The organism is Micromonospora cathayae (assembly GCF_028993575.1).
Taxonomy (GTDB): Bacteria; Actinomycetota; Actinomycetes; order Mycobacteriales; family Micromonosporaceae; genus Micromonospora; species Micromonospora cathayae.
The window spans coordinates 6,647,911-6,667,557 of the sequence record NZ_CP118615.1 but is presented as its reverse complement, the minus strand read 5'-3'; the positions used below and the strand labels follow the sequence as shown (position 1 = coordinate 6,667,557).

Genomic DNA, 19,647 nt, shown 5'->3' with positions numbered 1-19,647 from the left:
CAGCACCGGCGGCCGGACCACGTCGACGGGGGCTACCTTCACAGCGGCAGAGCCTAGCCGGAACGGCCGCCACCCGGAGCCGGGCCGCTGCCGACCGCCACGGGCCGCTGCCGACCGCCACGGGCCGCTGCCGACCGCCACGGGCCGCTGCCGACCGCCACGGGCCGCCGCCGGGCCGCTGTGGCGCAGACGCACCCGGGACGCACCCGGGGCGGAGCCTGTCGGGTGCCGGTCGGGCCACCCGATAGCCTCGATGCCGTGGCAACCGCGCTGGTGATCGAGAACGACCCGACCGACGACCCCCGCCGACTGGGGGAGTGGCTGACCGAGGCCGGGCTGGAGCTGCGGGTGCTCCGCCCGCACGCCGGGGACGACCTCCCCGCCGACCTGGACGGGTACGCCGCCCTGGTGGTGCTGGGCGGCGACCAGCGGGCCTACCCGACACCGGACGGCACACCCGGCGCACCCTGGTTCCCGGCGCTGGAGGGGCTGCTGCGCAAGGCGGTCCGGCACCGGGTGCCGACCCTCGGCGTCTGCCTGGGCGGTCAGCTCCTCGCCACCGCGCACGCCGGTGAGGTGCAGCGCAGCCCGGCCGGGCCGGAGGTAGGCCCGGGTGTGGTCGGCAAGCGGGACGCCGCCGACGCCGACCCGCTGTTCCGGTACGTGCCGCTGATCCCGGACGTGCTCCAGTGGCACGTCGACGAGATCACCGAGCTGCCCCGGGGGGCGACCCTGCTGGCCGCCTCCACCCGCTATCCGCACCAGGCGTTCCGGCTCGGCGACCGGGCCTGGGGCCTCCAGTTCCACATCGAGTGCGACGCCGCGATGATCGCCGACTGGGCCACCGACTCGACGCTCCTGGCCGAGCTGGGCTACGACCCGGAGCTGGTGGTGGCCGCCTGCGCGGCGGTACTGGCCGACGTCGAGGAGGTCTGGCAGCCGTTCGCCGCCCGGTTCGCCGCGCTGGCCCTCGGTGAGCTGGACGACGCCACCCCCACCCGGCCGACCCTCCCGCTGATCGGGCACTGACCGGCATGACCAGATCGACGAGGGCACCCCGGCTGGCCCGGTACGGTTTCGGCGTCGCCGACGACGGCGGGGTCCGCGCCGCCGACCTGCTCGGCCCGGACGGCCTCGGGCTGTGGCGCACCGACACCCAGGAAGCGGCCGACGAGCCGGCCGCCGACCTGCTGACCGCGCTGTCCCGGGCCGCCGACCCGGACCTGGCGCTGCGGCAACTGCACCGCATCGTGGAGGCCGAGCGACGTACCGCCGAGCAGCCGGTCCTGCTGCCCGCCCTGCACGCCGACCCGGGGCTGCGGCGGCGGGTGGTGGCGGTGCTGGGCGCGTCGTCGGCGCTCGGCGACCACCTGGTCGCCAACCCCGGCCACTGGCGGGTGCTCGCCACCGCGCCCGACGGGCTGGCCCCCACCGCGGACGGCCGGCTCGGCCCGCTCGGGCCGGGCAAGCCGATCCCGGCGCTGCGCACCGCGTACCGGCTGGCCCTGCTGGGGATCGCGGCGGCCGACCTGACCGGCGGACGCGGCCTGGAGCAGACCATGGCCGCGCTGTCCGCGCTGGCCGACGCCACCCTGTCCGCCGCGTACGACATCGCGGTCGGTGAGCTGCCCGAGGGCACCCCGACGCCCCGGCTGGCCGTGGTGGCGATGGGCAAGTGCGGCGGCGGCGAGCTGAACTACGTCTCCGACGTGGACGTGATCTTCGTGGCCGACGACGAGGCCGACCTGCCGGTCGCCACCACCATCGCCACCCGGCTGATCCACGTCTGCGGGCTGGTCGCCTGGCCGGTGGACGCCGCGCTGCGCCCCGAGGGCAACCGGGGGCCGCTGGTGCGGACCCTGTCCAGTCACCTCGCCTACTACCGCCGCTGGGCCCGTACCTGGGAGTTCCAGGCCCTGCTGAAGGCCCGTCCGGCCGCCGGGGACCTGCCGCTGGCGCAGGAGTGGATCGACCAGCTCGCCCCGCTGGTGTGGCGGGCCGCCGAGCGGCCGGAGGCGGTCGACGACGTCCGCTCGATGCGCCGGAAGATCATCGAGAACATCCCGCCGAAGGAGCTGGAACGCGAGATCAAGCGCGGTCCCGGCGGGCTGCGCGACATCGAGTTCGCGGTGCAGCTGCTGCAACTGGTGCACGGCCGGGGCGACGAGACGCTCCGCGAACCGGGCACCATCCCGGCGCTGCGGGCCCTGGTCGCCGGCGGCTACGTCGGCCGGGCCGACGGCGAGGGGCTGCTGCGCGGGTACCGCTTCCTGCGCGGCGTCGAGCACCGCCTCCAGCTTCAGGGCCTGCGCCGCACCCACACCGTGCCGACCGAGCCGGCCGCGCTGCGCTGGCTGGCCGCCGCGCTCGGCTACACCGCCACGCCGGGCCGCAGCGCCGTCGAGGCGTTCCGCGCCGAGTGGGTCACCCACGCCACCGAGGTACGCCGGCTGCACGCCAAACTCCTGTACCGGCCGCTGCTGGAGTCGGTCGCCCGGGTACCCGCCGACGGGCTGCGGCTGACCCCGGAGGCGGCCCGCAACCGGCTGGAGATCCTCGGGTTCGCCGACCCGGCCGGGGCGCTGCGGCACCTCCAGGCCCTCACCGGCGGGGTCAGCCGCACCGCCGCCATCCAGCGCACCCTGCTGCCGGTGCTGCTCAGCGAGTTCGCCGACGCCCCGGAACCGGACCGGGGGCTGCTCAACTACCGGCAGGTCTCCGACAAGCTGGGCAGCACCCCGTGGTATCTGCGGGTGCTGCGGGACGAGGGGCCGGTGGCCCGCCGGCTGGCCCGGGTGCTGTCGCTGTCCCGGTACGCCACCGACCTGCTGGCCCGGGAGCCGGAGGCGCTGCGGATGCTCGCCGAGGAGAGCGCGCTGGCCCCCCGGCCACGGGACGTGCTCTGCGAGGGCTTCACCGCCGCCGCCGCCCGGCACACCGACCCGGTGCAGGCCACCCACGCGGTCCGGGCGCTGCGCCGCCGGGAACTGGTCCGGATCGCCTGCGCCGACGTGCTCAGCCGGGCCGGCTCGCTCGCCCCACGGGCCGCCCGGGACACCCCGCTGGACGTCGCCACCGTCGGCGCGGCCCTCGCCGGGGTCACCGACGCCACCCTCACCGCCGCGCTGCGCATCGCCCGCGCCAGCCGACCCGAGCTGCCCGGACTGCGGTTCGCGGTGATCGGCATGGGCCGGCTCGGCGGGTACGAGTCGAACTACCTGTCCGACGCGGACGTGCTGTTCGTCTACGACCCGCCACCGGGGACGGACGAGAGCACCGCCAGTGCCGCCGCGCACGGCATCGCCGAGGAGCTCCGTCGGCTGCTCGGCATGCCGGCCCCCGACCCGGCGCTCGGGGTGGACGCCGACCTGCGCCCGGAGGGCCGGCAGGGGCCGCTGGTGCGCAGCCTCGCCGCCTACGCCCAGTACTACGCCCGCTGGTCCAAGGTGTGGGAGGCGCAGGCGCTGCTGCGTGCCCGGTTCGTCTGCGGCGACGCCGACCTGGGCACCGAGTTCGAGGCGATGATCGAGCCGGTGCGCTACCCGGCCGGCGGGCTGACCCGGGAACAGGTCGTCGAGATCCGGCGGATCAAGGCCCGGGTGGAGACCGAACGGCTGCCCCGGGGCGCGGACCCGGCCACCCACACCAAACTCGGTCGGGGCGGGCTCGCCGACGTGGAGTGGGCGGTCCAGCTCCTCCAGCTCCGGCACGCCGGTGACCTGCCGGAACTGCGCGGTACCCGGACCCTCGGCGCGCTGGCGGCGGCCCGCGACGCCGGGCTGGTCGACCCGGCCGACGCCGCCGCGATGGCCGCCGGCTGGACGCTGACCGCGCAGGTCCGCAACGCGTTGACGCTGGTCCGGGGCCGCGCCGGGGACCAGCTGCCCCGGCACGGGGTGGAGCTGGCCGGGGTGGTGCGGCTGCTCGGCGCGGACGACCCGGGCGAGTTCCTCAACGAGTACCTGCACGTCACCCGCCACTCGCGGACCGCGATGGAACACGTCATGGAGGGGTGAGCCGACGCTGCCAGACCACCCTGGCCCCGGCCGGGTCGAAAGCTCCGACTACGGGACCAGGGGCAGGTCGCGGCTGCGGAGCTGGTAGCGGCCCGGTCCCGGGACGGTCACCCTGGCCCAGTCGCCGTCCCGGGCGACGGTCGCGCCGCCGGTCGCCCCGAGCCAGCGGGAGTACCGCACCCGCACGGGGACGTCTCCCGCCGCGTCCGACCGGAACGTGACCGTCGTGGCGTCGAGACTCAGCAGTTCGGCCGGTGCGCCGACCAGCGGTGCCGGGTCACGGACCTGGTAGAGCCGCCAGCGCGCGTCCGACCAGACCTCGGTCAGGTACGGCAGGCCGGTGCCGACCAGGGTCGCCTCGGCGCGCCCGACCCAGGACAGCTCGGTCTCCGGGACGGCGACGTACTGCACCGCGTTCTCGGTCAGCCAGCTCCGGTAGCTGTCGGCGTCGAGGCGTACCCCGGTCCCGGTGGCCCCCGGCACGGTGGTGAAGAACAGCGGGTTGCGGTCGATGTCGGCCTGCCGGAGCCAGCCCCGGGCCAGTGGCACCGCACCGAGGTGGGCCGCTTCCCAGTAGTCCCGGGTCGGCGGCACCTCCACCCGGCCGGTCAGCCCACGCTGGGTCAACTGGGCGCGCAGCGGGGCGAAGAAGGCCGGGTCGCTGGTCGGATGCCCCGCCCCGCGCAGGTCCGCGGTCACCACGGGCGGCTGCCACCAGCAGACGACCGCGAGCAGCCCGGCCAGGGCGACCGCGCCGACCGGACGGGGCAGCTCGCGGTGCCGGCGCTGCGCCGGTTGCGGGCGGTCGGCACGCCGCGACGACGTGTCGCGCCCGGGACGGGACGACCGCAGGGCCGCCGCCCACCCGAGCACCTGTCGGGGCGGCCGGGCGGTGGCGGCCAGCGCCGGTAGACCGAACATGACCACCAGCCGGGTCGCGTTCAACCCGACCGGGGTGTGCACGAGCGCCGCCGCGAGCACCCCCGCCGCCGACAGCAGCGCGCCCACCCGGACCGGCCGGTACCCGGCCAGCGCCGCCACCAGCAGGCTCGTCGTCACCGCGTGGATCGTGTCGGTGCGGCTGATGTTCATCCAGCCGCCCTCACCGAACAGCAGCCCGGTCAGCCCGAGAACGAGCGCGGCGGGCACCCCGAGCAGCAGGCCGTCGAGGTGTCTGCGGGTGAGCACCAGCGCCGCCCCGACCAGCCCGACGAACAGTCCGGCGACCGGGCTGGTCGCCGCCGCGAGCAGCGCCGCGGCCACCGCCAGCACGGCCCGCCACCGGGTACCCGGCCCGCGCGGTGCTGGCAGGGTGCGCGGCCCGCGCGGTGCCGGCAGGGTGCGCGGCCCGCGCGGTGCCGGCAGGGTCAGCGCGAGCAGGGCCAGCAACCCGAAGGCCACCCCCAGCGCGTAGGTCACCCGGCCGGAGACGAGATTGCCGGCGATGCAGACCACGCCGACCAGGCTGCCCAGCCACGGGCGGGGCACCCCGGTCCGGACCAGCAGCAGGCTGAACGCGGCGGCCGACCCGACCAGCGCGAGCACCCCGGTCACGCCGACCCCGAGCAGGGCCATCACCGGTGGCGAGACCAGGCTGTAGCCGAACGGATGGATTCCCCCGTACCAGCGCAGATCGACCAGGGCGGGACCGTGGGCGGCGAAGAAGTCGGCCCGGGCCGTCTGCGCCGACAGGTCCGAACCCATCGGGGGCAGCGCCAGCAGCAGTACGCCGAGCGCGGTCGCGGCGACAGCACTGACGACCGGTACCCGAAGCCCGCGCATCCCACCTCCATGTCCGCGATCACCGTACTGGCACCATGTCGGACGTGCCTCACCACCTTGAGCGCTGGACCGGGTTGGCGGGTGCGGCCATGCTGGCCGGCGCCGCCGTGCTCGGCGGCGCCCTTCCCACGTCGCCGCTGCGCAGCACCCCGGTCAGCATCTGGCAGGGCCCCGACGGCCCCCTGGTCCTGACCCTCTGGCTGGTGGGCACGGGCCTGATGGCGTGGGCCTGGTGGCGGTTGCGGGACACCGTCCCGTCGACCCGTTGGGCGCTGGTCACCGTCGGGCTCTGGCTGCTGCCGCTGCTGGTCGCGCCGCCGTTGGGCAGTCGGGACGTGTACGCGTACGCGTGTCAGGGCGCGAGCTACGCGGCCGGCATCAACCCGTACGAGTACGGTGTCTCCGCGCTGCCCTGCCCCTGGCTGGACACCATCTCGTACATCTGGCGGGACTCCCCGGCCCCCTACGGTCCGCTGTTCGTGCTGATCTCCGGGCTGGTGGTCGAGGCGGGCGGCGGCTCACTGACCGTGACCGTGGCACTGTTCCGGCTGGTCGCCGTGGTCGGGGTGGTGGCCACCGCCGCCTGCCTGCCGGTGCTGGCCCGCCGGTGCGGGGTGCCCGCCCGGCGGGCGGTCTGGTTGGCGCTCGGCTCGCCGCTGGTCGCGGTCCACCTGGTCAGCGGGGCGCACAACGACGCACTGATGATCGCGCTGCTGGTGGGCGGGCTCGCCGTGGTCGCCACCCGCCCCGGCAAACCCGGTCTGCTGCTGGCCGGTGGGCTGCTCCTCGGCCTCGCCGCAGCGATCAAGGTGACCGCGTTGGTCGTCGTCCCGTTCGCCGCGCTCGCCGGCATCGTCGGCGGGTACCGCCTCGTCGCGTTGCTGCGCGACGGCGGCCCGGTGGTCGCCGGATCGCTGCTCGGGATCGTGGGGTCCACCCTGGTCGCCGGGTTGGACTTCGGCTGGGTGGGTGGCCTGGCCCGGGGCGGCGACGCGATCGCCTGGAGTTCGCCGCCCACCGCCGTCGGTCAGACGATCGGCTACCTCGCCCGGTTGTTCGGCTGGCACGTCGACGCCCTTCCCGCCGCCCGTGCGGTCGGGGCGGCCGTGCTGGTCGTCCTCCTCGTCTGGCTGTGGTGGCGGGCCAGGACCCGCGACGCCCTCCGGTACGCCGGGCTCGCGCTGGCCGCCACGGTCGCGCTCGCCCCGGTCTTCCATCCGTGGTACTGGCTGTGGCCGCTGGTGGTGCTCGCCGCCACCGCGCAGCGGACCCGGTGGTTCCTGGTGGTCGCCCTCGTGTCGGCGTTCATGGTGCTGCCCGACGGCACCGGTCTGCCCCGGTTCACCAAGATGCCCGGTGCCCCGCTGATGACGCTGTTGGTGATCGTGGTGGCCGTGCGCGTGGTACGTTCGGCCAGGTCGACCCGGCCGGCACCGGCTGCGGTGCCCGACCGCTCCGACTGACCTGCCGACCGATACCGGGGCGCTTCCGTGTCCGTCGCCGACCTGCCGATCCCTGTCGCCCGGCTCCGCGCGGTCCGGTGGGGTGGTCTGGCCGGTGCGGTACTGCTCGCCGTGGCCGGCCGGTTGGGCGGCGTCTTCCCCGGGTCCACCTCCGGCGTCACCCCGGCCGGCATCTGGCGCGGCGAACACGGCCCACTGCTGCTGGCCGCCTGGCTGACCGGCACCGTCGCCCTGGTCGCCGGCTGGTGGGCGCTGCGGCACACCGTGCCGTCGACCCGCTGGGCGTACCTCACCGCCGGACTGTGGGCACTGCCGCTGCTGGTCACCGTGCCGCTGGGCAGCCGGGACGTCTACTCGTACGCCTGCCAGGGCTGGGTGTACGCCGACGGCGGCGACCCGTACGCCGGTGGGGTGGCGGCGGCCGGCTGCCCGTGGCTGGACGCCGTCGCGCCGATCTGGCGGGACACCCCCGCCCCGTACGGCCCGGTGTTCGTGCTGCTCGCCGGGGCCGCCGCCGCGCTCGGCGGCGGCCTGGTCGGCACGCTCGTGCTGCTGCGACTGGCCGCCGTGGCGGGCGTGCTGGTCGCCGCCGCCTGCCTGCCCGGCCTGGCCCGTGCCGCCGGGGTGCCCCCGCGGCGGGCGGTCTGGCTGGTGCTGGCCTGCCCGCTGGTCGGCGTGCACCTGGTCGCCGGCGCGCACAACGACGCGGTGATGGTGGGACTGCTGCTGGCCGGGCTGCTGCTGGTGGTCCGCCACCCCGGCCAGCGCCCCCGGCTGCTGCTCGGCGGGGTGCTGCTCGGGCTGGCCGTGGCGGTGAAGGCCACCGCCGTGGTGGTGCTGCCGTTCGCCGCGCTCGCCGCCGTGGCCGGCATCTTCACGGTACGGGCCCTGCTGCGCGACGCCGGCTGGGTGCTGGCCGGCGCGGCGGCCGGACTGCTGGCCACCTCGGCGCTGTCCGGGCTCGGCCTGGGCTGGATCGGCGGGCTGACCCGCAGCGGCGACTCCGAACAGTGGACCTCCCCGCCGACCGCCGTCGGGTTCACCGTCGACTACCTCGGCAGGCTGGTCGGCCGGGATCCGAACGCGGTCCCGGTGACCCGGGCGGTGGCGGTGCTGCTGCTGGCCGTCCTGCTGGTGGTGCTCTGGGTGCGGGCCTGGTCCGGGCTGCGTCGGCTCAGCGGCGTCCGGCAGCGGGTGGCCCGGCTGGCCGGGGCCCGCCCCCGGGCGGCGCTGACCGGGGCCGGACTGGCGTTGGCCGCCACCGTCGCCCTGGCCCCGGTCTTCCACCCCTGGTACGCGGTCTGGCCCCTCGCCGTGCTGGCGACCTGCGCCACCCGGACCACCTGGTTCCGGGTACCCGTCGCGGTGGCGTCGTTCCTCACCCTGCCCGACGGCACCAATCTGGCCCGGTTCAGCAAGGCCCCCGGCGCGCTCCTGATGACCGCCGGTGTCCTCTGGCTGCTGGTCAGGACGGTGTCCCGGGCGGCGCGGGGGGCTCCGCCCGACGTCCGGCCCTGAGGTGCCCGAGGACGACCTCACCGAGGCGGCGGGGCAGGCCGGGGGAGAAGAACCCGTGCCCCATACCGAGGATCACCCACGAGCACGTCGACCAGTTCGTCCGGCCAGCCGATGCCCTGGGTCGACGTACCCATGACCAGCAGTACGGGCTCCGGCGACGGCGGCCCGATCCGCTCGGTCCACAGCCGCAGCCCTCGGATTCGGCAATTACCTCAGCAGTTTTCGACATGCGCTGACCGTACGCGTTCGGATATCGGCTGCGATGCATGTCTAATTGCATTTTCGATCCGTTGCACGACGACAGCGCCGACGCCGCGCTCCGCCGGGTCCACGACACGGCCGGGCCCTACCTGGCGTCGCTGGCCGACCGGCCGGTGCACGACGTGCTTCGCGAACTGCTCGCGGCCCTGCCCACCGACTGACGACCGCCGCCCGCCCGGGATGCACCCCCACCCCCACCCGGCCCACCCGGCCCCCGTCCCCGGCATCTACCCCGTGTTGACCATGAAGTTGTTGTCACCTGGCTCGGCGTGTCGGGACAACAACTTCATGATCAACGCGGGGGCGCGGGGAGGGAGGGTGGGGGAGAGAGCACGGGGAAGCCCCGGAAGCGGTGCTTCCGGGGCTCCCTCGGTCGGGTTCGACGGTCAGCAGTCGAAGTACATGGCGAACTCGTGCGGGGTCGGGCGCAGGCGCACCGGGTCGACCTCGTTGGCCCGCTTCCAGTCGATCCAGGTGGAGATCAGGTCCGGCGTGAAGACCCCACCGTCGAGCAGGTAGTCGTGGTCGGCCTCGAGGGAGTCGAGCACGGCCGGCAGCGAGCCCGGCACCTGCTTGACGTCGCCCCACTCCTCCGGCGGCAGGTCGTACAGGTCCTTGTCGATCGGCGCCGGCGGCTCGATCTTGCTCTTGATGCCGTCCAGGCCGGCCATCATCATCGCCGAGAAGGCCAGGTAGACGTTGGCCGACGGGTCCGGCACCCGGAACTCGACGCGCTTGGCCTTCGGGTTGCTGCCGGTGACCGGGATCCGGGTGCAGGCGGAGCGGTTACGCTGCGAGTAGACCAGGTTGACCGGCGCCTCGAAGCCCGGCACCAGCCGGCGGTACGAGTTGACCGTCGGGTTGGTGAAGGCCAGCAGCGACGGCGCGTGGTGCAGCAGACCACCGATGTACCAGCGGGCGGTGTCCGACAGCCCGGCGTAGCCGGTCTCGTCGTAGAACAGCGGCTCGCCGTTGAGCCAGAGGCTCTGGTGGGTGTGCATGCCGGAGCCGTTGTCACCGAAGAGCGGCTTCGGCATGAACGTCGCGGTCTTGCCGTTCGCCCAGGTCTCGTTCTTCACGATGTACTTGAAGAGCTGGAGCTGGTCGGCGGCGTGCAGCAGCGTCGAGAACCGGTAGTTGATCTCCGACTGGCCGGCGGTGCCGACCTCGTGGTGCGAACGCTCCACGGTGAAGCCGGCGTCGACCAGGCGACGGACGATCGAGTCCCGCAGGTCGGCGTAGTGGTCCACCGGCGGCACCGGGAAGTAGCCGCCCTTGAAGGCGGTCTTGTAGCCGCGGTTGCCGCCGGCCTCCTCACGCCCGGTGTTCCACGCGCCCTCGATCGAGTCGATGTAGTAGAACGACTGGTGCGCGGAGGTCTCGTGGCGGATCGAGTCGAAGATGTAGAACTCGGCCTCGGCGCCGAAGTAGGCGGTGTCGGCGATGCCGCTCGCCGCCAGGTACGCCTCGGCCTTCTTCGCCACGTTGCGCGGGTCCCGGGAGTACGCCTCGCGGGTGAACGGGTCGTGGATGAAGAAGTTCAGCGCGAGGGTCTTCTGGGCGCGGAAGGGGTCGATGAAGGCGGTGGCGACGTCCGGGAGCAGGAGCATGTCCGACTCGTGGATCGCCTGGAAGCCCCGGATCGACGACCCGTCGAAGGCGAGGCCCTCGGTGAAGAAGGCGTCGTCCACGGACTCGACCGGCAGGTTGAAGTGCTGCATCACACCGGGCAGGTCACAGAACCGTACGTCGACGAACTTCACGTCCTCGTTCTTGAGGTATCGCAGGAGTTCCTCGGGATTGGCGAACACACGTCCTCCTGGCACGTCCACGGGTGGCTGGCTGCTGGCGACGCTATGGCCGGGCGGTTGCTCGGCCATGTCCTCACTGTTTCTGCCGTGTTACGACCCGCTCTGGCTGGCTGTTCACGCCGGTGAGGACGGCCGGACAGGTCGGGTCCGGCGGACAGGACGCGCCGTTGGGCCGGCCGCTGGTCTCCGTTCGGACGATACCGCCCCGGGCCGGGCGGCGCTGATCAACCGCGCCCGCCGGCCCGTTCGGAGGGTACCGTCCCGGGTCGGGCGGGGCCGGTCGACCGCCTCTGCCGGCCCGATCGGAGGCCCGGCTAGCCTTGGCTGCTGTGAGCATGCCGCCTGACCCGGTGCCGCCCGCCGCCGACCCCACCTTCGTACCGCCGAGCCTGGGCCGCCGGTTCGGCGCGCTCGTCGTCGACTGGGTGCTCTGCCTGCTGGTGTCGAACTTCTTCGCCGACCCGGTCCGCGACGGCTGGGCCCCGGTGCTGGTCCTGATCATCGAGTACGGCTTCTTCCTCGGCCTGTTCTCGCAGACCCCGGGCATGTACATCACCCGGATCCGCTGCCTCTCCTGGGTCGACGGCGGCCGGATCGGCGTCCCCCGCGCTCTGCTGCGCGGCCTGCTGCTGGCGCTGGTCGTGCCGGCCCTGATCATGGACGAGCACCGCCGGGGCATGCACGACCGCCTCGCGGGCGCGGTCATCGTCCCTGCCCCGGCCCGCTGACCGGATCGTCCCTGTCCAGGTCCGCTGGGCCCCGTCCAGGTCCGGTGGCCGGAGACGCCGACGGCGTCCCGGCGAGGGTCGACCTCGTGACGGGACGCCGTCGGTGGAGCGGGCGGGTCGGGGTCAGCGACCCCGGGTCTGGCGGAACTGGCCCTTGGCCGGGCGCATGTTCTTCGGGATGGCGCCCTTGGGCAGCTGCGGGCGGGCGGTGAGCGCCTTGAGCCGCTTGTCGAGCGCGTTGACGTCCTTGCCGCTCAGGTTGCGCGGCAGCCGCATCAGGGTCATCCGCAGCTTGCGGACCGGCAGTTCACCCTCGTCGGTGCCGATCACGTAGTCGTAGAGCGGAGCCGAGCCGATCACCTTCGCCAGCCGGCGCTTCTCCTGGCCGAGCAGCCCGCGTACCCGCTGCGGGTTGCCCTCGGCGAGCAGGATCACGCCGGGGCGGCCGATCACCAGGTGCACCATGTCCATCTGGGTGGTGGAGCTGACCGCCGGGGTGACCCGCCAGTCGCCGCGCATGCTCTCCATGATCGAGGCCGCCGCGCCGGGCTGCCCCTCGGCGGCGTTCATCATCGCCCGGTTCGACCGCAGGTTGAGCACGATCAGCACGGCGAGCAGGGTGAACAGGATGCCCAGCGGCAGCCAGAGCCAACCCCAGTTGAGGACCGCGACCACGGTCAGCGCGAGCGGGATCAGCACTGCCGCGGCGGTCAGTGGCGCGAACCACCGGTCCTGCTTGGCGGTGAACTTGAACACCATCCCGATCTGCTTCAGCCGCTGGCCGAACGAGACCTTCTCCTGGGGCTTCGCCATGCTGCGAAGTGTAGTGGTCGGGTACGCCGACCGATCATCCGCGCCCGGCCCCCGACCAGCGGAGGATCATCGGCGGGGTACCACCGGGGCGGCCCGGCCCGTCCCGTGCTGCCCGGACCCCTTCTCCTCGTGGTATTCCTCCTCGACGTTGACCGCCCAGACGTCGTGGCCGGTGCCGTCGAGGATGTTCTCCGCGGCGAGCATCGCGGTGAGCATCGAGTGGTCCTGGTTGTTGTACCGGTGCATGCCGTTGCGGCCCACCGGGTGCACGTTCGGCACCGCCTCGGCCAGCCAGCCTCGGACGATCTCGACGGCCTGCTCGTACCCCTCGTCGTAGACCGGGTACGCCTTCGGCATCCGGACCACGTACCCGGCCCGGACCGCGCCCGGCCGGACCAGGCCGAGCCGCTCCAGCTCGGCGGTGCCCAGGGCCACCAGGTCGTCGTCGCTCGACTCCCACAGGTCGTCGCCGACGTTGACGAAGTACTCCAGGCCCAGGCAGGTGGAGCCGTCCTGGACCAGGTACGGCGACCAGGAGCCGAAGTTCTGGATCCGGCCGACCCGTACCCCCGGGGTGTGCACGTAGATCCAGTTGTCCGGGAAGCCGGCCTCGGCCGGCACCACCAGCGCCACGGTGAGGAAGTCCCGGTGCCGCAGCGCGTCGGCGGCGGCCCGGACGTGCTCGGGGGCCGGCGGGTCCATCGCCCGCACCAGGTCACCGATCGGCATGCTGGACACCACGTGGTCGGTGTCGATCCGGCGCTCGCCGTCCGGGTCGGCGACGGTCACCGCCACCGCCCGGCCGTCGGCCCGGTGCACCGTACGGGCCCAGGTGTTCGTGGTGACCACGCCGCCGCCCTTGGCGACCAGTTCGGCGCAGCGTTCCCACATCATCCCCGGCCCGTACTTCGGGTACTGGAACTCCTCGATCAGGCTGGTGATGTCGGTCTGGTTGCGTTTCGGCAGCAGCGCGTTGCGGACCGCCCCGGCCAGCGACAGGTTCTTGATCCGCTGGGCCGCCCAGTCGGCCTGCAACTCGGTGGCCGGCATGCCCCACACCTTCTCGGTGTAGGTCTTGAAGAACATCCGGTACAGCCGGGTGCCGAACCGGGCGGAGACCCAGCCCTCGAAGTGGCTCTGGTCCTTCGGCGGGCGCAGCCGCCCCCAGACGTACGACCCGACGCAGCGCACCGCCTCGACCACACCCAGGTTGCCCAGCGCGTTGCCGGCCCGCAGCGGGTAGTCGAAGAGTTTGCCCCGGTAGTAGATCCGGCTCATCCGGGGCCGGAGCAGGAAGTCGCTGTCCGGCAGGATCTCGTGCCAGAACTCCTCGACCCGGGGCACCTTCGTGAAGAACCGGTGACCGCCGATGTCGAAGCGCCAGCCGTCCCGCTCGACGGTTCGACTGATCCCGCCCACGACATCGTCGGCCTCGAACACGTCGACCGAGGCGTTTCGCCTGGTCAGCTCGTAGGCGGCGGTGAGCCCGGCGGGTCCGGCTCCGATGACGACGGTGTGCGGCGGCGTGGCCATGTTATAAATTCATCACCTTCGACATCTGCTGGCAACCGTCGAATCGAAGGGTGGGACGGCACAGGCGTGATCGGGACGCGCGGAATCTAACACTGTCGCGCAACGTGAGCATCCCGACACGCAGACGTGCGGGACTGTGCCGGGAGCGGCGGAGCCGGTGGATCGCCGGGTGCGGCGGGTCGGTAGACCGAGCCGGGCCGCCCGGCCCGGCGGAACCGCCGCCGACCCCCGCCGATCCGAGCCGCCCGGCGACGGGTGCCGCGCCGGCTCGGGGTCAGCCGACCGGGCTGGCCTCGCGGGCCTCCAGCGCCTGCCGGTAGAGCCGCCCCGCCCGGTACGACGAACGCACCAGCGGCCCGCTCATCACCCCGGCGAAGCCGATCTCCTCGGCCTCTTCGCGCAGCTCCACGAACTCCTCCGGCTTCACCCAACGCTCGACCGGGTGGTGCCGGGGGGTCGGGCGGAGGTACTGGGTGATGGTGATCAGCTCGCAGCCCGCCCCGTGCAGGTCCCGCAGCGCCTGGGACACCTCGGCCCGCTCCTCGCCCATGCCCAGGATCAGGTTGCTCTTGGTGACCAGCCCGGCCGCGCGGGCCTGCCGGATCACGTCCAGCGAGCGGTCGTACCGGAACGCCGGCCGGATCCGCTTGAAGATCCGGGGCACCGTCTCGACGTTGTGCGCGAGCACCTCCGGCCGGGACCCGAACACCTCGGCCAGCTGCTCCGGCACCGCGTTGAAGTCGGGGATCAGCAGCTCCACGCCGCAGTCGGCCTGGAGGGCGTGGATCTGGCGGACCGTCTCGGCGTACAGCCACGCGCCGCCGTCGGGCAGGTCGTCGCGGGCCACCCCGGTGATCGTCGCGTACCGCAGCCCCATCGCCGCCACCGACTCGGCCACCCGGCGCGGCTCGTCGGCGTCGAACTCGGCCGGCTTGCCGGTGTCGATCTGGCAGAAGTCGCACCGCCGGGTGCACTGGTCACCGCCGATGAGGAAGGTGGCCTCCCGGTCCTCCCAGCACTCGTAGATGTTCGGGCAGCCGGCCTCCTGGCAGACGGTGTGCAGCCCCTCCCGCGAGACCAGCCCGCGCAACTGGGTGTACTCCGGCCCCATCTTGGCCTTGACCTTGATCCACGGGGGTTTGCGCTCGATCGGGGTCTCCGCGTTGCGCGCTTCGATCCGCAGCATGCGCCGCCCCTCCGGGGCGACGGCGGTGCTACGCGGAGCCTGGGCGGTGGTCGGCGCGGACTGCTCGATCGTCACGAAACCGAGCCTACGCCCGTCGGTGCCGGTCGATGCACGTCAGGCGACCGGCGTCACGCCCAAAGTGCGTGAGCCCACTCACCTTCGTACCGGAAAAGCGCTGTCCGGGCGACGGACCCGGCGGTAGCGTGCCCACCACGAGCGACGACGGAGCCGATTAGCGCGCCGCCCGGGTCAGTGCAGAGAGCCGCCGATCTGCTGCGAGGCGGTCTGACCCCGGCGCGTGAAGACCCTCCCGAGCTGCGGGAAGAAACGGGCCCCCGGATGACCGGACCGGGCCCGGAGTAGAACCCGCCCGGCTGGCCCCGGTCACCAGGCGACGAACGAGGCACCCGCCGACGGCGGGGGCGAAGGTGTGGTGGCACCGCGAGGACCCGCTCGCCCACACCTCCCGGGGCAGAGCTGATGCTCGCCGCCTGACGGCGGCGGAGGCGTTGCGAGCCGACGAGGAGGTCCCACCATGCAACGCACCCTGTCCGTCCAGCTTTCCACCCGTACCGACCGCACCGTCCGGATCGCCGGCTGGGTGCACCGCCGCCGACTGCTCAAGTCGGTGGCGTTCCTGGTCGTCCGGGACGCCACCGGCCTGGCGCAGGTGGTGGTCACCGACCCGGCCGTCCGGGCCACCGTCGAGGCGCTCACCGAGGAGACCGTGGTCGAGGTCACCGGCACGGTCACCGCGAACGCGTCCGCCCCCGCCGGGGTCGAGCTGACCGGCCCGGTGGTACGACCGCTCGGCCCGAACGCCGTCCCGTCCCCGTTCGACCTGTTCCGGCCGGAGCTGACCGCGACCCTGCCCACCCAGCTCGACCATGCCCCGCTCGCGCTGCGCCACCCGCGCCGGTCGGCGGCGCTGCGGGTCTCGGCGGCGGCGGTCGCCGGGTTCCGGGCCACCCTGGACGCCCGGGGCTTCACCGAGATCCACACCCCGAAGATCGTCGGCTCGGCCACCGAGAGCGGGGCGAACGTCTTCGCGCTCGACTACTTCGGGCGTCCGGCGTACCTGGCCCAGTCACCGCAGTTCTACAAGCAGCTCATGGTCGGGGCGCTGGAACGCGTCTACGAGGTCGGGCCGGTGTTCCGGGCCGAGCCGCACGACACCGCCCGCCACCTGGCCCAGTACACCTCGCTCGACGCCGAACTGGGCTTCGTCACCGACCACCGGGACGTGATGGCGGTGCTGCGGGACACCCTCGCCGGCCTGCTCGGCACGGTCGTGGACCGGGCCGGGCCGGCGCTGCGTACCCTCGGCGTGACCGTCCCCGGGGTGCCGGCGGAGATCCCCGCCGTGTCCTTCCCCGAGGCGCTCGGCATCGCCGGCGCCCCGCCGGACGAACCTGACCTCGCCCCGGCCCACGAGCGCGCGCTGGGGGAGTGGGCCCGCCGTGAACACGGCTCCGAGTTCGTGTACGTCACCGGGTACCCGATGGCGAAACGCCCCTTCTACACCCACCCCGACCCGGCCCGGCCGGGGTACTCCAACGGCTTCGACCTGCTGTTCCGGGGCGTCGAGCTGGTCACCGGCGGGCAGCGGCTGCACCGGCACGCCGACTACCTGGCCGCGCTGGCCGCCCGGGGCGAGCCGGTCGGGCCGTACGCGGACTACCTGGCCGCCTTCCGGCACGGCCTGCCCCCGCACGGCGGCTTCGCGATCGGCCTGGAACGCCTCGTCGCCCGGCTGACCGGGGCGAGCAACGTCCGGGAGGTGACGGCCTTCCCCCGCGACCTGCACCGCCTCACCCCCTGAGGGGAGGGGTCAGCCGAGCAGGGTCGGCAGGTGCCGCTCGACCACCGGGAGCGCGTCGGCGACGGTGACCGGGCGGCCCAGCTCGGCGCTGAGCGAGGTGACGCCGGCGTCCCGGATGCCACACGGCACGATCCGGTCGAAGTACGTCAGGTCGCAGTCGCAGTTCAGCGAGAAGCCGTGCTGGGTGACGCCCCGGGAGACCCGGATGCCGATCGCGGCGACCTTGCGGGCCGGCCCCCGGTCGTCCGCCGGCACCCAGACGCCGCTGCGCCCGTCCACCCGGTCGGCGACCAGCCCGAACTCGGCACAGACGTCGATCAGGAGCTGCTCGGTCCGGCGGACGTAGGCGACCACGTCCACCGGGTCGGGCAGCCGGAGGATCGGGTACCCGACGAGCTGCCCCGGACCGTGCCAGGTGATCTTGCCGCCCCGGTCGACGTCGACCACGGGCGTACCGTCCAGCGGGCGGTCCCACGGCTCGGTGCGCTTGCCGGCGGTGTAGACGCTCGGGTGCTCCAGCAGCAGTACGGTGTCCGGGCTTTCGCCGGCCACCACCGCCTCGTGCAGCCGGCGCTGCTCGTCCCAGGCGGCCTGGTAGTCGATGCGGCCGGCGCGGACCGTGGTCAGGCGGGACGTCGTCGAGGTCACGCCGTCCAGCCTAGTCCGGTTCGGGCTGCCTGAAGCCGGTGAGCCGCCTCACCACCCGGCGGCACGGGCCGGGCCGGGGGACGGCCGGCGCAGGTCAGGGCCGGGCGGTTCGGGGCCGGGGTGTGTGCAGGGTGGGCCGGGGCCGGGCGGGTCAGGCCGGCGGGATCCGCCACAGCCACACGTCGCGGACCCGCTGCGGGGGGCCGAGCAGCTCGGTGGCGGTCCGCAGCAGGGCGGCCTCGTCGATCTCGTACTTCGCGCCGTGCACCTCGTCGGCCAGGACCACCGCCTCCACCCGCCAGTACGCCAGGTCGGCCCGGACCAGCTCGCGGGTGCCGTCGGTGACGATCGGGACCCGTCCGGTCCGGCCGGCCTGGTCCATCAGCGAGTCGAAGGTACGCGGCACCGGGCCGATCCGGCCCCGCCCGTCCGGGCCGCCCGGCCCGAGGAAGAACCCGGCCGGCAGGGCGAACTCACCCTGCCGGTGGGCCAGGGCGTACGCCTGCCAGCGCTGCCCGTCCGGGGTGACGTCCACGGTCAGCGGGACCGGGGTCAGCACCCCGCCGGGGGAGACGTGCTCCCGCCACGCCCCGGAGGTGATGAACTCCGGGACCGGTTCGCGGGCGATGGTCAGCAGCGGGGTGGGCAGCAGCGGGAGCAGCGCCACCGCGTACCCGACCGCCCAGGCCAGCCGGGTGGTGCCGTGCCGGGGCGGGTCGGCGCGCAACCGGTCGACGGTGTACGCCAGCAGCAGCCCGATCACCGGGGCGACCACCAGCGCCAGCCGGGCCGGCAGCGCCGCGTTGATCACCGGCAGCCGGCCGATCCACTCGAACGGCAGGGCGACCCCGGTCCGCTCCCCGTCCACGACCGCCTGCGGCCCCCAGGACAGCACGGTGAACACCACGGCGGTCACCCCGAGCGCGAGGAGGGTGGCCCGCCGGGTCGGGGCGGCCCGCCGCCACAGGAAGCCGAAGCAGAACACGGCGAGCAGCAGCAGCGGTACCCCGAAGAAGGAGTTCTCCTCGGTCGGGTTGGGGGCCAGCGAGGTGCCCAGTCCCGCCTCGCCGGCCACCGAGCGGCGCGGGTACGCCAGGTACGCGGCCAGGTCCTCGGAGTGCACCACCGGGTCGAAGCCGGTGCCGTGGAACCGCTGCGGTCCGGCGAAGTGCAGCCACAGCGGGTACGCCAGCAGGACCCCGGCGACCACGGCGGTCACCGCGACGCCGCGCAGGAAGGACGGCAGCGCGGCCCGTACCGCCGCCCGGTTCGCCGGATGGGCGGCCCAGACGGCGAGGAAGACGGCCAGCGCCAGCGCGGTGAAGAACAGCCCTTCGGCGGCGATCGAGAAGGCGACCGCCACCAGCACCCCGAAGATCACCCCGTTGCGCAGCCAGCGTCCGGGCTCGCGCAGCGCGAACAGCCGCCAGACCAGCAGCGGCACCAGCCAGCCGGCGGTCCAGTTCAGGTGGGCGTTGGCGTGCGACACCATGCCGGGGGAGAAGGCGATCACCAGCGCGCCGACCCCGGCCGCCAGCCGGGAGCTGACCAGGTGCCGGGAGAGCAGCCAGTACCAGGCCAGCGCGGTGGCGGCCAGGTTGAGGGTGAGGATCACGGCGAAGGTGGCCGGCGGCCCGATCAGGTACGTCAGCGGGGCGAACAGCGCGGCGTACACGGTGACCGAGGTGTTGACCGCGAGGTTGACCCCGTCGGGGACGTTGAGCAGGTACGTGAACAGCGGGTTGTCGCCGTGGGTGAGCGCGTGCGCCCCGAAGGCCAGCAGCCATTCGAACAGCGCCTGGTCGCTGGAGTTGACCGTGATGGCCCGTCCGTTCGGGTCCCACCACAGCCCGCTGGTCACCCAGACCGCCAGGGCGAGTGATGCCAGCGCCATCAGCACGTCGGCCCGACGGTTCGTGGTGGTGGCCGGCGGCGCGGTGACCTGGGACGGGGAAGTCGGCACGGAGCGGACGTTACCAACCGGGACGGGAGCAACCGGCTCGACACCGCACCTCGGTCGGTACGTCTGATCGTCACCGGCGACCTGCACCACTACGCCCGCTTGT

The 19,647-nt window shown here is 73.9% G+C and carries 14 protein-coding genes; 7 read left to right on the top strand and 7 right to left on the bottom strand.

What is annotated here, in order from left to right:
- Window positions 1–258 precede the first annotated feature (258 nt).
- Both PVK37_RS29255 and PVK37_RS29250 read left to right on the top strand, forming a co-directional pair.
- On the top strand, window positions 259–1,029 hold the full coding sequence (locus tag PVK37_RS29255; protein ID WP_275031038.1) for a type 1 glutamine amidotransferase: 771 nt from the start codon (window positions 259–261) through the stop codon (window positions 1,027–1,029).
- A gap of 5 nt (window positions 1,030–1,034) precedes the next feature.
- Window positions 1,035–4,016, top strand: a complete 2,982-nt coding sequence (locus tag PVK37_RS29250) for a bifunctional [glutamine synthetase] adenylyltransferase/[glutamine synthetase]-adenylyl-L-tyrosine phosphorylase (protein WP_275031037.1) — start codon at window positions 1,035–1,037, stop codon at window positions 4,014–4,016.
- Between the two features lie 48 nt (window positions 4,017–4,064).
- Here the strand turns inward: PVK37_RS29250 and PVK37_RS29245 are convergent, their stop codons facing one another.
- Window positions 4,065–5,798 (bottom strand): hypothetical protein, encoded by a 1,734-nt coding sequence (locus tag PVK37_RS29245; RefSeq protein WP_275031036.1) that lies wholly within the window; start codon window positions 5,796–5,798, stop codon window positions 4,065–4,067.
- A gap of 44 nt (window positions 5,799–5,842) precedes the next feature.
- On the opposite strand from PVK37_RS29245, the gene mptB (PVK37_RS29240) reads away from it, so the two are divergent.
- From mptB (PVK37_RS29240) to PVK37_RS29230, 3 genes are all read left to right on the top strand, one after another.
- Window positions 5,843–7,261 (top strand): polyprenol phosphomannose-dependent alpha 1,6 mannosyltransferase MptB, encoded by a 1,419-nt coding sequence (mptB, locus tag PVK37_RS29240; protein ID WP_275031035.1) that lies wholly within the window; start codon window positions 5,843–5,845, stop codon window positions 7,259–7,261.
- A gap of 27 nt (window positions 7,262–7,288) precedes the next feature.
- A complete protein-coding gene (mptB, locus tag PVK37_RS29235; protein ID WP_275031034.1) occupies window positions 7,289–8,779 on the top strand; it encodes a polyprenol phosphomannose-dependent alpha 1,6 mannosyltransferase MptB in 1,491 nt (496 codons plus the stop codon).
- 266 nt (window positions 8,780–9,045) lie between these two features.
- Entirely contained in the window at window positions 9,046–9,201 is a 156-nt protein-coding gene (locus PVK37_RS29230; RefSeq protein WP_275031033.1) for a hypothetical protein, read from the top strand.
- 225 nt (window positions 9,202–9,426) lie between these two features.
- Here the strand turns inward: PVK37_RS29230 and glnA are convergent, their stop codons facing one another.
- Entirely contained in the window at window positions 9,427–10,851 is a 1,425-nt protein-coding gene (glnA, locus tag PVK37_RS29225; RefSeq protein WP_275031032.1) for a type I glutamate--ammonia ligase, read from the bottom strand.
- Window positions 10,852–11,186: 335 nt separating this feature from the next.
- Between glnA and PVK37_RS29220 the strand changes: the two genes are divergently transcribed.
- Entirely contained in the window at window positions 11,187–11,579 is a 393-nt protein-coding gene (locus PVK37_RS29220; protein WP_275035273.1) for an RDD family protein, read from the top strand.
- Between the two features lie 123 nt (window positions 11,580–11,702).
- Here PVK37_RS29220 and PVK37_RS29215 read toward each other — a convergent pair whose 3' ends face one another.
- The 3 genes from PVK37_RS29215 to lipA form a co-directional block, all read right to left on the bottom strand.
- A complete protein-coding gene (locus PVK37_RS29215) occupies window positions 11,703–12,392 on the bottom strand; it encodes a DUF4191 domain-containing protein (RefSeq protein ID WP_275031031.1) in 690 nt (229 codons plus the stop codon).
- A gap of 66 nt (window positions 12,393–12,458) precedes the next feature.
- Window positions 12,459–13,925 carry an NAD(P)/FAD-dependent oxidoreductase gene (locus PVK37_RS29210; RefSeq protein WP_275031030.1) on the bottom strand — a complete coding sequence of 489 codons (1,467 nt, stop codon included), beginning with the start codon at window positions 13,923–13,925 and terminating at the stop codon, window positions 12,459–12,461.
- Between the two features lie 274 nt (window positions 13,926–14,199).
- Window positions 14,200–15,186, bottom strand: coding sequence for a lipoyl synthase (gene lipA, locus PVK37_RS29205; protein ID WP_275031029.1), 987 nt, complete (start codon window positions 15,184–15,186; stop codon window positions 14,200–14,202).
- Window positions 15,187–15,646: 460 nt separating this feature from the next.
- On the opposite strand from lipA, the gene aspS reads away from it, so the two are divergent.
- On the top strand, window positions 15,647–16,933 hold the full coding sequence (gene aspS / locus PVK37_RS29200) for an aspartate--tRNA(Asn) ligase (RefSeq protein ID WP_275031028.1): 1,287 nt from the start codon (window positions 15,647–15,649) through the stop codon (window positions 16,931–16,933).
- 9 nt (window positions 16,934–16,942) lie between these two features.
- Here the strand turns inward: aspS and lipB are convergent, their stop codons facing one another.
- Together lipB and PVK37_RS29190 are read right to left on the bottom strand one after the other, a co-directional pair.
- On the bottom strand, window positions 16,943–17,581 hold the full coding sequence (lipB, locus tag PVK37_RS29195; protein WP_275031027.1) for a lipoyl(octanoyl) transferase LipB: 639 nt from the start codon (window positions 17,579–17,581) through the stop codon (window positions 16,943–16,945).
- A gap of 151 nt (window positions 17,582–17,732) precedes the next feature.
- Window positions 17,733–19,544, bottom strand: coding sequence for a DUF6311 domain-containing protein (locus tag PVK37_RS29190; RefSeq protein ID WP_275031026.1), 1,812 nt, complete (start codon window positions 19,542–19,544; stop codon window positions 17,733–17,735).
- Between the last annotated feature and the right edge of the window lie 103 nt (window positions 19,545–19,647).

Coding starts and splice junctions, on each gene's coding strand:
- PVK37_RS29210 (WP_275031030.1), bottom strand. CDS start 13,925: ATGGCCACGCCGCCGCACACCGTCGTCATCGGAGCCGGACCCGCCGGG.
- PVK37_RS29230 (WP_275031033.1), top strand. CDS start 9,046: ATGTCTAATTGCATTTTCGATCCGTTGCACGACGACAGCGCCGACGCC.
- PVK37_RS29215 (WP_275031031.1), bottom strand. CDS start 12,392: ATGGCGAAGCCCCAGGAGAAGGTCTCGTTCGGCCAGCGGCTGAAGCAG.
- PVK37_RS29250 (WP_275031037.1), top strand. CDS start 1,035: ATGACCAGATCGACGAGGGCACCCCGGCTGGCCCGGTACGGTTTCGGC.
- PVK37_RS29245 (WP_275031036.1), bottom strand. CDS start 5,798: ATGCGCGGGCTTCGGGTACCGGTCGTCAGTGCTGTCGCCGCGACCGCG.
- PVK37_RS29220 (WP_275035273.1), top strand. CDS start 11,187: ATGCCGCCTGACCCGGTGCCGCCCGCCGCCGACCCCACCTTCGTACCG.
- aspS (WP_275031028.1), top strand. CDS start 15,647: ATGCAACGCACCCTGTCCGTCCAGCTTTCCACCCGTACCGACCGCACC.